Annotated in this window: 14 protein-coding genes; 8 read left to right on the plus strand and 6 right to left on the minus strand. The window is 72.3% G+C overall.

The genetic code is table 11. The annotated features are described in order from the left end of the window. Positions 1–2: 2 nt before the first annotated feature. From OG861_RS11875 to OG861_RS11895, 5 genes are read right to left on the minus strand one after another with little or no spacing between them, the layout of a single operon-like run. Complete coding sequence (locus OG861_RS11875) at positions 3–371, minus strand: TadE/TadG family type IV pilus assembly protein (protein ID WP_329197854.1); 369 nt, start codon at positions 369–371, stop codon at positions 3–5. A 1-nt stretch (position 372) separates the two neighbouring features. Next, complete coding sequence (locus tag OG861_RS11880; protein WP_330261699.1) at positions 373–711, minus strand: TadE/TadG family type IV pilus assembly protein; 339 nt, start codon at positions 709–711, stop codon at positions 373–375. Between the two features lie 34 nt (positions 712–745). After that, positions 746–2011 (minus strand): AAA family ATPase, encoded by a 1266-nt coding sequence (locus tag OG861_RS11885; RefSeq protein ID WP_329197851.1) that lies wholly within the window; start codon positions 2009–2011, stop codon positions 746–748. A gap of 7 nt (positions 2012–2018) precedes the next feature. Further along, positions 2019–2720, minus strand: a complete 702-nt coding sequence (cpaB, locus tag OG861_RS11890) for a Flp pilus assembly protein CpaB (protein WP_329197849.1) — start codon at positions 2718–2720, stop codon at positions 2019–2021. A 40-nt stretch (positions 2721–2760) separates the two neighbouring features. Beyond that, on the minus strand, positions 2761–3672 hold the full coding sequence (locus OG861_RS11895) for a hypothetical protein (RefSeq protein ID WP_329197848.1): 912 nt from the start codon (positions 3670–3672) through the stop codon (positions 2761–2763). 361 nt (positions 3673–4033) lie between these two features. Here OG861_RS11895 and OG861_RS11900 point away from each other — a divergent pair, with 361 nt between their 5' ends. Both OG861_RS11900 and OG861_RS11905 read left to right on the plus strand, forming a co-directional pair. Beyond that, entirely contained in the window at positions 4034–5728 is a 1695-nt protein-coding gene (locus OG861_RS11900) for a chitinase (RefSeq protein ID WP_329197846.1), read from the plus strand. 139 nt (positions 5729–5867) lie between these two features. After that, the gene (locus OG861_RS11905; RefSeq protein ID WP_329197844.1) at positions 5868–7205 is read left to right on the plus strand and encodes a M14 family metallopeptidase; all 1338 of its coding nucleotides are present in this window, start codon (positions 5868–5870) and stop codon (positions 7203–7205) included. A 62-nt stretch (positions 7206–7267) separates the two neighbouring features. On the opposite strand, the gene OG861_RS11910 is transcribed toward OG861_RS11905, so the two are convergent. Beyond that, on the minus strand, positions 7268–7678 hold the full coding sequence (locus OG861_RS11910; RefSeq protein ID WP_329197842.1) for a RidA family protein: 411 nt from the start codon (positions 7676–7678) through the stop codon (positions 7268–7270). Positions 7679–7839: 161 nt separating this feature from the next. On the opposite strand from OG861_RS11910, the gene OG861_RS11915 reads away from it, so the two are divergent. From OG861_RS11915 to OG861_RS11940, 6 genes are all read left to right on the plus strand, one after another. Continuing rightward, on the plus strand, positions 7840–9120 hold the full coding sequence (locus OG861_RS11915) for an amino acid deaminase (RefSeq protein ID WP_329197840.1): 1281 nt from the start codon (positions 7840–7842) through the stop codon (positions 9118–9120). Between the two features lie 14 nt (positions 9121–9134). Next, positions 9135–10703 carry an N-acyl-D-amino-acid deacylase family protein gene (locus tag OG861_RS11920; protein ID WP_329197837.1) on the plus strand — a complete coding sequence of 523 codons (1569 nt, stop codon included), beginning with the start codon at positions 9135–9137 and terminating at the stop codon, positions 10701–10703. A gap of 49 nt (positions 10704–10752) precedes the next feature. Next, complete coding sequence (locus OG861_RS11925) at positions 10753–11763, plus strand: YdcF family protein (protein ID WP_329197835.1); 1011 nt, start codon at positions 10753–10755, stop codon at positions 11761–11763. A 103-nt stretch (positions 11764–11866) separates the two neighbouring features. Continuing rightward, on the plus strand, positions 11867–12061 hold the full coding sequence (locus OG861_RS11930; RefSeq protein WP_329197833.1) for a hypothetical protein: 195 nt from the start codon (positions 11867–11869) through the stop codon (positions 12059–12061). Positions 12062–12212: 151 nt separating this feature from the next. Further along, the gene (locus tag OG861_RS11935) at positions 12213–12692 is read left to right on the plus strand and encodes a nitroreductase/quinone reductase family protein (RefSeq protein ID WP_329197831.1); all 480 of its coding nucleotides are present in this window, start codon (positions 12213–12215) and stop codon (positions 12690–12692) included. A 191-nt stretch (positions 12693–12883) separates the two neighbouring features. Beyond that, the gene (locus tag OG861_RS11940) at positions 12884–14095 is read left to right on the plus strand and encodes a pyridoxal phosphate-dependent aminotransferase (protein ID WP_329197829.1); all 1212 of its coding nucleotides are present in this window, start codon (positions 12884–12886) and stop codon (positions 14093–14095) included. Positions 14096–14106: the final 11 nt, after the last annotated feature.

Below are 14106 nucleotides of genomic sequence, written 5' to 3' on the forward strand. Positions count from 1 at the left end.
CGTCAGGGTCCCTTCGGGTCGTCGTTGGGCATGACGGCGGTGGCGGTGGCGGGGTCGAGCGCGAGCCCGGGGATGATCGAGGTGACCGGGATGGAGACGTTGGCGGTGACCGCGTCCCCGCCGCCGGACACCGTGATGGTGGCCGCGAGCCCCGAACGGATCGCCGCGTGGCCGGCCGCCTCCCCCGACCCCGGTTTGCGGGCTTCCACCCGGGCCGCCGTGCGCGCCGCCGTCTCGGCCTGCTGGTGGACGTAGCCGACCCAGCCGAGTTGGATGCCGCACAGCGCGACGAAGAGCAGGATGGGGATGAAGCCGATGTACTCCAGGGCCACTTGACCCCGGTCCCGAAAGGCGCGCCGGGTCCCTGTCATCTCACTCCCCTCCCCTCTCCTGCTCCTGTGGCGAGCCGCCCTCGCCCGTGATGGGAACGCCGATGTCCAGCCCGGGGAACAGCACGGGGACGTGGAGCCTGACGGTCGCCTTGTAGATGTCCCCCGCGTTCCCGCAGTCCACCTCCACGGCCCAGGCGCCCCCGATGTGCCTGCGGGCCGCCGTCCCGCACGCGGCGTCGCCGTGCACGGCCCCGGCCCGCGCCGCCTCGTCGGCCGCATTGCCCGCCAGCGAGAACGCGTACCCGATCAGGACGCACTCCCACACCGCCGCGACGAGCAGCAGGATCAGCGGCACCATGCCGACGAACTCGACGGCCACCTGTCCACGGTCCCGGCTCCGCGCGGCCACGGCCTCACCCCTCCCGGCCCCGGCGGAGCCGGGCCAGTGGTCCGGCCGCCGCCCGTACGGCCAGTTCGGCGGAGGGGGGTTCGGCGGTGGTGGTGGCCGGGGCGGACAGCAGGCCGAGTTCCCCCGCCAGCTTCCACAGAGCCTGCTTGACCGTCGAGCGGTTGTCGAGGTCCTGGACGCGGCCCGCGTCCACCACCGCCTGGAGCTCCTTGAAGGCGGCGGGGACCGGGGTGCGGGTGACCCGGGTCCCGGTGATCTTCTCGATGAGGGCGGGCTGGATCTCGGTGTGCCTGCTCCAGCGGTTGACGACCATCACGGTGTCCTCGGCCTTGCGGACCTGGAGCCGCTCCCACATCCGCACCAGCCGTTTGGCGGCCCGTACCGCGACCACGTCGGGGGTGGTGACCAGGACCGCGACCTCGGCCAGCTCCACGGCGGCCGCGTTCGCCCCGGTGACCTGGGTCCCGCAGTCGATGACGACCAGCTCGTAGCGGGCGCGCAGGGCGGCGATGACGAGCCGGGCGGCCCGTTCGTCGACCTCCTCGCCCCGTTCGCCGTCGCCCGGGGCCAGCAGCAGCGCGAGCCCGGTGCGGTCGTCGTACACGGCGTCCTGGAGGACGCGGGGGGAGATGTCCTGGATCCCGGCGAGGTCGGCGACCGAGCGGCGGAACTGCACGTCGAGGTAAGAACCGACGTCCCCGGCCTGGAGGTCCAGGTCCATCAGGGCCGTACGGCGCCCGGAGGCGGCCGCGGCGAGGGCGAACTGCACCGCCGTGAAGGTGGTCCCGACGCCGCCCTTGGCTCCGGCGACGGTCACCACCCGGCCGCCGGGACCGGACGGCTGCTGCTGGCCACCGCCCAGGTGGCGGCGTACGCCCGCGGACCACTGGGCGGCGGCCTGGACGCGGGCGGCCAGTTCCTCGTAGGTGACGGGCAGTCCGATCAGGCCCCGCGCCCCGGAGTCCATGGCGGCGGAGAACAGGGCGGGCCCGGCGTCGGACGACAGCAGGACCACGCCCACCGCCGGGAAGCGCAGGGCGACCTCCCGGACGAGTTCCAGGGCGGGCAGCGGGCCGATCCGCTCGTGGACGAGGACCACCTCGGGCAGTGCGTCGACGGACTCGGCGGCGAGCCGTGCCAGCGTGTCGAGCAGGGCCGTCGAGTCGGTGACGGGCCCGGCCGGTTCGGCGTCGGGGAGCCGGCCCAGGAGGGTGGCGATGAGGCGGGCGGCGTCCGGGTCGCCGGCCGCGGGGAGGATTCGGGTGCTCATCCGGGCCTCACTTGTCCCCGTCGAGGGTGTACGTGCGGTCGCCCGGGCCGGGGGCCGACTCGGTGCCGGGGGCCACCAGGGCCAGCCGTACGTGCTCCGCGAACGACTCGGCGTACGCGACGCGCTGGGTGTCCTTGGTGTTCAGGGCGAAGGTGATCGGGACCGCCTCGGCGGGGCCCTTCTTGTCGCTGTCCTTGTCCAGGGGGGTGAGCTTGCCGACGTTCAGGACGCGGGCGTTGGCGACGATGATCACCGAGCGGGAGGGATCGGTGTCCTTCGCGCCCTTGAAGGTGGCGATGATGTTGACCTTGGCACCGGAGGTGATCTTGCCGGCCACCCCGGTCGCGGCGTCGATCATGATCGCGATCTCCTGCTCGCCCGGCTGGAGCTGGGGCTTGTCGACGAACATGTCCTCCTGGAGGAGGGAGCCCTTCTTGAGCGTGGTGAGGGCGATCTTGCCCTTGAGCGCGCCGAGGTCGGTGACGGCGGTCTCGGACAGCCATCGCTTGGGGACCTTGACCTCCTCGAACTGGCCCGCGCCGAGGGGGCTGTACGGGGCGATGTCCCCCTTCACGCGGTACGCGACGACCTCGGACCCGACCTTGGAGTTGACGTCGCCGATCACCACGAGGACCCCGGCGAACGCCGCGAGCGCGCACAGGACGGACAGCAGCAGCAGGATGACGCCGCGGCGCTGGCGTGAGTTCATGAGCCGTACTACCTCGCCGTTCTTCGTTCGTTCGGGCCGGTCAGAGTCGGGATCTGGACGGTGCTGCGCTCTGCCCGCCGGCGGGCGGCGGCGCCGGTGGCGGCGCGGTCAGCGGGGCCGAGCAGAAGCCGCAGCGGTCGCCGATGAGTTCCATGCCGCACCAGCGGCACTCCTCGCGGCGGACCGAGGCGACGAGCTGGTAGAGCACGGACGGGTCCGGGATGGCGGCGGCGAACTCGACGAGCTTCGGGGTCGCCCACCAGGCGGCCGAGTCGGCGGGCAGCGGGTTCTCCATGACGCCGGCGACCTGCCAGGCGGGCGCCAGTTCGGCCGCCACCCAGTCGGAGGCGAGCTGGCCGCGGGCGAAGGTGAGGTGCGTGACGAAACCGGGGCCGGGCGGCAGTACGGCGGCGCCGCCCGCGTGCGCACCCGAGGAGGCCGAGGGCGCCAGCCTGGCGAGGTGGGGCGTGGGGTGCGCGAGTACGGCGAACTGGGCACCCGGTGACCAGGAGCGGGCGTGGGCCTTGAGCCCGACCGGCACCCGGTCCAGTTTGGCGACGCTGCCCAGCAGGGCGCCCGCGTAGATGTAGTGGGACAGCAGCCTGGCCGCCGAGGCGAGGACCCCGGGGCTGAACTCGCAGACGCTGAGCTGGCGCAGCTGACGGACCAGCAGGGCGGTGCCCAGCGGGGGCAGGTCGGCCTCGACCAGCGCCATGCGGTCGGTTTCCAGGATGGCCCGTACGGTGTGCAGCCGCCGCACGGTGGCGGCGGGCAGCCAGGACGGTACGACCACCACGAGGTGGCCGTGCGCCTCCAGCAGGGCGGTGGTCTCGGCGAGCGCCCCTTCGAGGTCGAGCTGTCCGGGCGGGCGCAGCACGGCGGCGCCCGGGGTGTGCCGGTCGGGGGCGGGCAGCACCAGGTCGGCGCTGGTGACAGCAATGGCGGTCGGCACGCGAATCCCCCCGTTCACCCCGTACACCGCGGTCTTCGCCCGTCCGTCACGCGGCCTTCACCTGCGCTGCACGGACGGCGCGACCGCACACGACCAGCGCCTTCCCCCCTGCGTCAGCACCATATCCGCGTCGTCCGCGGTGGGGCAGGGCCTTGGTGATTCCCGTGCCGCGAGCACATGTCACAGGTGACCGGAAACCGGGACAACGGGGACCGGACGACAAGGGGAACTGCGCTGATTTCAGGCCAGATTGACAAGAGCCTTGACACCGCGATTGGTCTGGACCAACTTGGCTCCCGGGGGTCCCCCACACGCCCCCGTCACCCCGTTCACATCCCCCTCTCCCCCCACCGGAGCCTTCGTGAACCGCATACGCTCCCTCGCCCTGCCCCTCGCCGCCACGCTCGCCGCCGGCGCCCTGACCGCCGCCGGCGCCGGTACGGCACAAGCCGCCGACGTCAACGTCGCCCGTAACGGAGGCTTCGAGTCCGGCCTGGCCGACTGGTCCTGTTCGGGCGGCAGCGGCGCCGCCGTCACCTCCCCCGTCTTCTCGGGCAGCGGCGCCCTCAGGGCCACCCCGGCCGGCCAGGACGAGGCCCGGTGTTCCCAGACCGTCACGGTCAAGCCGAATTCCACGTACACGCTCAGCGCGCAGGTGCAGGGCTCGTACGTGTACCTCGGCGCGACCGGGACCGGCACCCAGGACGTGTCCACCTGGACCCCGGGGTCCGGCGGCGGCTGGCAGAAGCTGTCCACCACCTTCTCCACCGGGCCGAACACCACCAAGGTCACCGTCTGGACGCACGGCTGGTACGGCCAGCCGGCCTACGTGGCGGACGAGTTCAGCGTCTTCGGCCCGGACGGGGGCGGCGGCACCGACCCCGGTCCGAGCGTCCCGGGGGCGCCCTCGGCGCCCGCCGTTTCCGGTCAGAGCGCGAGCGCCCTCACCCTTTCGTGGAACGCGGTCGGCGGCGCGAGCGGCTACCACGTGTATCAGGACGGCGTCCGCGTCCGGACCGTCACCGCCTCCCCCGTCCAGCTCACCGGGCTCGCCGCCGCCACCTCGTACTCGTTCCAGGTGAGCGCGTACAACGCGGCGGGCGAGGGCCCGAGGTCGGCGGCGGTGACCGGGACCACCACCGGCGGCGGCAACCCGAACCCCAACCCGGCGGTACCCAAGCACGCCCTGACGGGCTACTGGCAGAACTTCAACAACGGTGCGACCGTCCAGAAGATCTCGGACGTCTCCGCCCAGTACGACATCATCGCCGTCTCCTTCGCCGACGCCACGACCACGCCGGGTGCCATCTCCTTCACCCTGGACTCGGCCGGCCTGGGCGGGTACACGCCGGCGCAGTTCAAGGCGGACGTCGCGGCGAAGAAGGCGGCCGGGAAGTCCGTCGTCCTCTCGATCGGCGGCGAGAAGGGCACCATCTCGGTGGGCGACTCCGCCTCCGCGAACAACCTGGCGAACTCGGCGTACGCACTGATGCAGGAGTACGGGTTCAGCGGCATCGACATCGACCTGGAGAACGGCCTCAACCCGACCTACATGACGCAGGCGCTGCGCTCGCTGTCCGCCAAGGCCGGATCGTCGTTCGTGCTGACGATGGCGCCGCAGACGATCGACATGCAGTCGACCGCGGGCGGCTATTTCAAGACGGCCCTGAACGTCAAGGACATCCTGACCGTCGTCAACATGCAGTACTACAACAGCGGCTCGATGAACGGCTGTGACGGCAAGGTCTACTCCCAGGGGACGGTGGACTTCCTGACCGCCCTCGCCTGCATCCAGCTGGAGGGCGGCCTCGACCCCTCGCAGGTGGGACTCGGCGTCCCCGCCTCGCCCAGCGGCGCGGGCAGCGGCTACGTCTCGCCGACCACGGTGAACAACGCCCTGGACTGCCTCGCGCGGGGCACGAACTGCGGGTCCTTCAAGCCGTCGAAGACCTACCCCGGGCTGCGCGGCGCAATGACCTGGTCGACCAACTGGGACGCCAAGGCGGGTAGCGCTTGGTCCGACACGGTGGGTCCGAAGGTCCACGCGCTCCCTTAGGCGGTACGTGTGGGGGTGACCGGTGACCGACCGGCCCGACCGCATTCTGGCCGGTTTCGGATTCTTGACCCGGACATGCCACGAGAGCACGCTGTGCGCGTCCGCACGGCTACCCCCACACTCCCACCCAGGAGAACGCATGCGGCTCCACAACCGTCGGAGGGCCGCCGTCACGGCGGCCCTCCTGGCCCTGGCGCTCGGCGCACCCGCCTACGGGATGAGCGCGACGGCCGCCCCGCCACCCACCCCCTCCACCGCCACCCAGGACGAGTCCGTCGCCCAGTACGAGGTCCGGGGCCCGGCAACGGCGGCCGAACGCACCGCCCTGCTGCGCACCGGCGTCTCGATCGACGAGGTGGACGCCCGCTCCGTCGTCGTCAGCGCGGACCCCGCCCAGGCCAAGCACCTCCGTGCGCTCGGCTACGAGATCACCCCGCTGCCCGGGCCGCCCGACCGCTCGCTGAGCGGCGTGGCCACGGGAGTGAACGACTTCCCGTCCGCCGACTCGAATTACCACAACTACGCCGAGGCGACGGCGGAGATCAACCAGCGCATCGCCCAGTACCCGTCGATCATGAGCAAGCAGGTCATCGGGAAGTCGTACCAGGGCCGGGACATCATCGCGATCAAGATCAGCGACAACGTCGGGACCGACGAGGCCGAGCCCGAAGTGCTCTTCACGCACCACCAGCACGCCCGTGAGCACCTGACCGTGGAAATGGCCCTGTACCTGCTCAAGGAGTTCGGCTCCAAGTACGGCTCCGACGCCCGGGTCACCAACATGGTCAACAGCCGCGAGATCTGGATCGTCCCGGACCTCAACCCCGACGGCGGCGAGTACGACATCGCCTCCGGCTCCTACCGCTCGTGGCGCAAGAACCGGCAGCCCAACTCCGGCTCCTCCTACGTCGGCACGGACCTGAACCGGAACTGGGACTACAAGTGGGGCTGCTGCGGCGGCTCCAGCGGCAGCAAGAGCTCCGAGACCTACCGCGGCACGGCCGGCGAGTCGGCCCCCGAGGTGAAGGTCGTCGCGGACTTCGTCCGCAGCCGCGTGGTCGGCGGCAAGCAGCAGATCAAGGCCGCCATCGACTTCCACACCTACAGCGAGCTCGTGCTGTGGCCGTTCGGGTGGACGTACAACGACACGGCGCCCGGCATGACCGCCGACGACCTCGCCGCGTACAAGAAGATCGGCACCAGCATGGCCACCAGCAACGGCTACACGCCGGAGCAGTCCAGCGACCTGTACATCACCGACGGCACGATCGACGACTGGCTGTGGGGCAACCAGAAGGTCTTCGCCTACACCTTCGAGATGTACCCGAGCGACACGGGCGGCGGGGGCGGCTTCTACCCGCCCGACGAGGTGATCGACCGCGAGACGGCGCGCAACCGGGACGCCGTGCTCCAACTGCTGGAGAACGCGGACTGCATGTACCGCTCGATCGGCAAGGAGGCGCAGTACTGCGCCTAGCCGGCGCGTGACCGGCCGGGCCGGGGCGCCCCACCGCCAGGGGGGCGCCCTTCGCGCGGGAGCTAACCGAGGACCGCCAGCGCGTCGATCTCGACCAGCATCCCGGCGGGCAGACCCACGTAGACCGTGGTCCGGGCGGCCGGGGCCTGCTTGATGCCCTGCTCCTCGAAGTACGCGTCGTAGATCTCGTTCATCTCGGCGAAGTGCCCGGTGTCGGTGAGGTACACGCGGATCATCACCGCGTCCTCCCAGCTCGCGCCGCCCGCCTCCAGCACGGAGCGGACGTTCTCCAGCGTCCGCAGCGTCTGCTCGCGCAGCGACGGGCCCGCGAGGGCGGCCGGCTGCCCCTCCACATGCGGCAGGTAGCCGACCTGGCCCGCGACCTGGAGGATGTTCCCCTTGCGCACGCCGTGCGAGAACCTCGCGGGCGGGGCGTTGTGGGTCTCGGGCGTGACGGCGGTCTTCTCGGTCATGGGGTGCCTTCCTGTAGGGCTCGTACGGTCCCGTACGGCTCGCCGCCGCTGGCGGCGTCGGGAACCGGCCCCCGTTGCCCCGTCGTCAACGGGGATGTTAGACAGCAACAGGCACCACCTGCAACGAACGTCGCGCCCAGCGCGACGCGAGAGGATTCCGCATGGGCAGCGACGCAGTCCGACGGCTCGCCGACGAACCGGTGGACCACCGCTTCAAGGGCCTCCCCCCGGACGCGGAGCGCTCCGCCCTGACCGTGGGCCGGCTCGCGGCCGAGCGCCGCGACCTGTTCACGGGCGGCTTCACCACACCCGTCCTCACCCTCGACGCGGACGCGCTCGCCCACAACCTGGCCGCACTGGAGACGTACGCCCAGCGCCACGGGCTGTCCTTCGCCCCGCACGGCAAGACCTGCATGGCCCCGCAGCTGTTCCGGCGCCAGCTGGAGCACGGCGCCTGGGGCATCACGGCCGCCGTCCCGCACCAGGCCCGCGTCTACCGCGCGTTCGGCATCCAGCGGATCTTCCTCGCCAACGAGCTCGTCGACGCCGCCGCCCTGCACTGGGTCGCCGCGGAACTCGCCGCCGACCCCTCGTTCCGCTTCGTCTGCTACGTCGACTCCGTGCGCGGCGTCCGCCTGATGGACCGGGCCCTCGCGGGCCGGGGCGCCACCGTCGACGTCGTCGTGGAACTCGGCGCCGGGGAGGGTGCCCGCACGGGCGCCCGCACCGAGGACGACTGCCGCGCCGTCGCCGACGCCGTCGCACAGAGCGACACCCTGCGCCTGGTCGGCGTCGCCGGGTACGAGGCGGAGGTGCCCGGGGCCGATCCGGACTCCGTGCACGCCTACCTGCGCCGGCTCACCGGTCTCGCCGTCGAGTTCGACAAGGCGGGCCGCTTCTCGGGGGACACGGAGGAGATCGTCGTCAGCGCGGGCGGCTCGGCCTGGTTCGACGCCGTCGCCGACGTGTTCGCGGAGCTGCCGCAGCTGTCGCGGCCGACGCTGCGGCTCCTGCGCTCGGGCGCGTACGTCTCCCACGACCACGGCTGGTACACCCGCCTAACGCCCTTCAACCGTCACCCCGACGAGGGCGGGCTGCGCCCCGCGTTCCGGCTGTGGACGCAGGTCGTCTCGCGCCCCTCCCCCACCCAGGCCTTCGTCAACGCCGGCAAGCGGGACATCGCCTACGACCTCGGGCTGCCCGGGGCGGAGCTGGTGCGGGACCCGCTCGACGGCACCGAGCGGCCCGCCACCGGGATCCGGGTGGTCAAACTCTCCGACCAGCACGCCTGGCTGGAGACCGACTCGGCCGACGACCTCCAGGTGGGCGACTGGGTGGCGCTGGGCATGTCCCACCCCTGCACCATCTTCGAGAAGTGGCCGCTGATCCCCTTGGTGGAGGCGGACGGCACCGTCACCGACTACGTCCGCACCTTCTTCTAGGCCCGGGGCCCGGCGTGGACCTGGTGGTCCGGGGGGCCCGTGTCGTGGACGGCACGGGCGGCCCCTCGTACACCGCGGACGTCGCCGTCCACGAGGGCCGGATCGAGGCGGTCGGCCGGATCCGGGCGGGCGGCCGGCGCACCCTCGACGCGCACGGCCTGGTGCTGGCCCCCGGCTTCGTGGACATGCACGCCCACAGCGACCTGGCCCTGCTGCGCGATCCGGACCACAGCGCGAAGGCCGCCCAGGGCGTGACCCTGGAGGTCCTCGGCCAGGACGGCATGTCCTACGCGCCCGCCGACGACCGCACCCTGGCCGGGGTCCGGGCGGCGATCGCGGGCTGGAACGGTCCCGGGGACGACGCCGACTTCGGCTGGCGCACCGTCGGCGGGTACCTGGACCGGCTCGACTCCACCGGCATCGCCGTCAACGCCGCCTACCTCGTGCCGCAGGGCACCGTGCGCGCGTACGCGGTCGGCTGGGACGACCGCCCCGCCACCCCCGCCGAGCTCGACCGGATGCGCACGCTCGTCGCCGAGGGCCTTGCCGAGGGCGCCGTCGGCATGTCCTCCGGGCTCACCTACACGCCCGGCATGTACGCCGACGGCGCCGAACTGACCGAGCTGTGCCGGGTGGTGGCCCGGTACGGCGGTTACTACTGCCCGCACCACCGCTCGTACGGGCGCGGCGCCCTGGCGGCCTACGCCGAGATGATCGCCCTGGCCCGCGGAGCGGGCTGCGCCCTGCACCTCGCGCACGCCACCATGAACTTCGCGGAGAACCGGGGCCGGGCGGGGGAACTCCTCGCCCTCCTCGACCGGGCGCTGGCCGAGGGCGCCGACCTCACCCTCGACAGCTACCCGTACACCCCCGGCTGCACCACCCTCGTCGCCCTGCTGCCGAGCTGGGCGGGCGCGGGCGGCCCCGAAGCCGTGCTCGCCCGGCTCCGGGACGACGCCGAGGCCGGGCGGATCCGGCACGCGCTGGAGGTCACCGGCTCCGACGGCTGCCACGGGGTACCGGTGGACTGGGCGGCGGTCGAGGTGTCCGGGGTCGTGGACCCCGCCTTCGGCGCGCACGTCGGCACCCGCCTGCGCGACTGGGAGCAGGCGCGGCGGCTGCTCCTCGGGGACCGGCTGCGGCCCACCGTCCTGCAGCACGTGGGCCACGAGGAGAACGTCCGGGCGATCATGCGCCACCCCGCGCACACCGGCGGTTCCGACGGCATCCTCCAGGGCGCCAAGCCCCACCCGAGGGCGTACGGCACGTTCCCGCACTACCTCGGCCGCTACGTGCGCGAACTGGGCGTGCTGTCGCTGGAGGAGTGCGTGGCGCACCTCGCGGGGCGCCCGGCGGCCCGGCTGCGCCTGCCCGACCGGGGGCAGGTCCGCCCCGGCTACCGCGCCGACCTGGTGCTCTTCGACGGGGACACGGTGGCCGCGGGGTCGACGTACGAGAACCCGCGGGCGCTGCCGACGGGTATCCCGCACGTCCTGATCGACGGCCGCTTCGTGATGCGCGACGGCCGCAGGACGGACGTGCTGGCCGGGCGAGCGGTCCGCAGGACGCCGCCGCGGGGCTGATGGCCCCTCGCCCTGGGGCCGTTCACGGGCGGCGCCTACGATGACCGGCATGATCGCTTTTGCCCCGGCCGCAGCGCTGTTCGTCTTCCTCTGTCTGAGCGTGCGCGAGGACCGGCGGCGCTTTCGCAACGCCGTCCTGCTGGGGCTCACCTTCATCAGCCTGGCGCTGGGGCTGCTCTCGCGGATCTCGCAGCTGCCGCAGGCCCTCGCGGCGCCCCTGGTGGCCGCCGTGTTCCTGCTGCCGGCGCTCGGGGTGGTGGCGCTCGCCTGCTTCCTCGTCGCCAACGGCGTGACGATGGTGCGCAAGGAGGGCCGGAGCCTCGGCAACCTGCTGTCGCTGCTGGCCGGCCTCGGGATCTTCGGGGTGCTCGGGCTGGCCCTGGTCACCGTGCTGAGCGGCTCGGGGAAGCTGGCCGGGATGACCGCGATGGTGGTCATGACCGCCGCCTACGTCTCGTTCCTCTTCCTCTGCTTCCTCGCGTACGCCTACCTCTACGGCCGGATCAAGGTGCGCGGCGACGTCGACTACGTGGTCATGCTGGGCTCCGGCCTGGTGTGCGGCGACCAGGTGCCGCCCCTGCTGGCCTCCCGGCTGCGCAAGGGCAAGCAGATCTACGAGGCCCAGCGCGCCCGGGGCGGCCGGACGCCGGTGCTGCTGCCGTCGGGCGGCAAGGGCTCGGACGAGAAGGTCGCCGAGGCGCGCGCCATGGCGGACTGGCTGATCGCGGAGGGCGTCCCCGAGGAGCACGTGCGCCTGGAGGACCGCTCCCGCACGACGGAGGAGAACCTGTCCCTCAGCGCGGCCATCATGGCCGGGACCACCCCGGGGTACAGGTGCGTGGTGGTGACCAACAACTTCCACGCCTTCCGGGCGGCGATGATGGCCCGCAAGGCCGGGGTCAACGGACAGGTGCTGGGTTCGCCGACGGCCGCGTACTTCTGGCCGAGCGCGACGATCCGCGAGTTCGCGGCGGTGTTCATGGAGCACAAGGGGGTCAACCTGGCCGTGTGCGGGTCGCTGCTCGCGCTGGGTGTGGTGCTGACGCTGGTGGTGCACTGAGGGCGGTTCTGTACCCTTTCCTAATGATTTGTCGGTCGACGTGCGTTCATGGCGTGCGCGCCGGAGGATGATGGGAAACGGGGACCCCCCGAGGAGGTACGCGATGGAACGTGAATCGGACCAGCAGCCCCAGAACGCGGACCGCCCGTCCAAGCTGTGGACCGGCGGCGAGCGGCCCTACGACCCCGAGGACCTCGTCATGGCGACGGGCGCCGACCTGACTCCGGAGCGGGTCGAGAAGGCCCGGAAGATGATCGAGCGCGAGGGGCCGTCGGTCATCGAACGCTACCTGCCGTAGCTACGGGGCAGGTCCACGACGCCGCTCCCGGTCCGCGCCCGCCGGCCGGACCCGGGGCGGCGCTCTTGTGCGGCGCACCGCGCGAAACCAGGTGGCGCCCGGCGTCGTTAGGCCGCAGGGGGACCCCGGGGGGCCGAAGCCGGAGGACGCCGTGTTGCAGACCGCCACCCTGTCGCAGACCGCCAGCATCGACTGGGACCACCCCGTCGACCCACGGGCGGGCCGCGCCCTGGACCACGTACGGGCCTACGTCGGTTCGGGGGGCCTCGACGGCCATCTCTGGCACGGGGTCCCGACCCTGCTGCTCACCACGGTCGACCGCGAGCGGCACCGTACCGTGCGCACCCCGCTGCTCTACGCCCGTGACGGCGCCCGCCACCTCGTCGTGGCCGCGGGCCCGGCCCCGGGCTCGCCTGCCCCGCAGTGGTACGCGCACCTCACCGCCCACCCCGAGGTGCGGCTCCAGGTCGGCGCCCTCTCCTTCCAGGCGGTGGCCCGCACCGCGGACGCGGTGGAGCGGGAGACGTACTGGGAGGCGCTGACCGCGCTGTGGCCCGCGTACGAGGACCACCAGGCGGCCGCGGCGCCCCGCGAGGTCCCGCTCGTGCTCCTGGACCGGCTCGCGGGGTGATCCGCGCAACACCTGGGCGGGAAATCGGGTTCGGCGCCGGGCGTTCCGCAGGGTGGAGCGGGGGGTGGGCCACGGTTTCCAAGGAGGGTGCGCGGCCTGGCCTCCGCATCCCGCGAAACGGGGCAAAGCGACCGTGCATCCGGTGCCGGAATGAAGCGGCGCGTGCGGCGCGGGGCCCGTAAGCTCCCGTCATGCAGGTGATCCAGTCAACGAAACTCGCCAATGTCTGCTACGAGATCCGCGGCCCCGTCCTCGAAGAGGCGATGCGGCTCGAAGCGGCAGGTCATCGCATCCTCAAGCTGAACACCGGCAACCCCGCGGCCTTCGGCTTCGAGTGCCCGCCGGAGATCCTCGAGGACATGCTCCGCAACCTGGGCACCGCCCACGGATACGGGGACGCGAAGGGGCTGCTCTCCGCGCGCCGCGCGGTCATGCAGCACTACCAGACCAAGGGCATCGAGCTGGACGTCGAGGACGTCTACCTCGGCAACGGCGTCTCCGAGCTGATCCAGATGTCGATGCAGGCACTGCTGGACGACGGGGACGAGGTGCTGGTCCCGGCGCCGGACTACCCGCTGTGGACGGCCTCGGTCAGCCTCGCGGGCGGCACGGCCGTGCACTACCGGTGCGACGAGCAGTCCGACTGGATGCCGGACCTCGCGGACATCGAGCGCAAGATCACCGACCGCACCCGCGCCCTCGTGATCATCAACCCGAACAACCCGACCGGCGCCGTCTACGACGACGAGATGCTGCGCGGCCTCACCGACATCGCGCGCCGCCACGACCTGGTCGTCTGCTCGGACGAGATCTACGACCGGATCCTGTTCGACGGGGCCACCCACACCAACACCGCCGCGATCGCGCCGGACGTGCTGACCCTCACCTTCAACGGGCTCTCCAAGAACTACCGCGTCGCCGGCTACCGGGCCGGCTGGATGGCGGTCTGCGGCCCCAAGAAGCACGCCTCGTCGTACATCGAGGGTCTGACGATCCTGGCGAACATGCGGCTGTGCGCCAACATGCCCTCCCAGCACGCCGTCGCCACCGCCCTCGGCGGCCGGCAGTCGATCAACGACCTCGTACTGCCCGGCGGACGGCTGCGCGAGCAGCGCGACACGGCCTACGACCTGCTGACGCAGATCCCCGGCATCAGCTGCGTGAAGCCCAAGGGCGCGCTGTACCTGTTCCCGAAGCTGGACCCGGCGGTCTACAAGATCAAGGACGACCGGCAGATGGTCCTCGACCTGCTGCGGGCCGAGAAGATCATGGTCGTGCACGGTACGGGCTTCAACTGGCCGGAACCCGACCACTTCCGGATCGTCACGCTGCCGAACGCCAAGGACCTGGCGGACGCGGTCACCCGGATCGGCAACTTCCTGGACGGGTACGGGCAGCTCTGACCCCCGCGCGG

Source organism: Streptomyces sp. NBC_00539 (assembly GCF_036346105.1).
GTDB lineage: Bacteria > Actinomycetota > Actinomycetes > Streptomycetales > Streptomycetaceae > Streptomyces.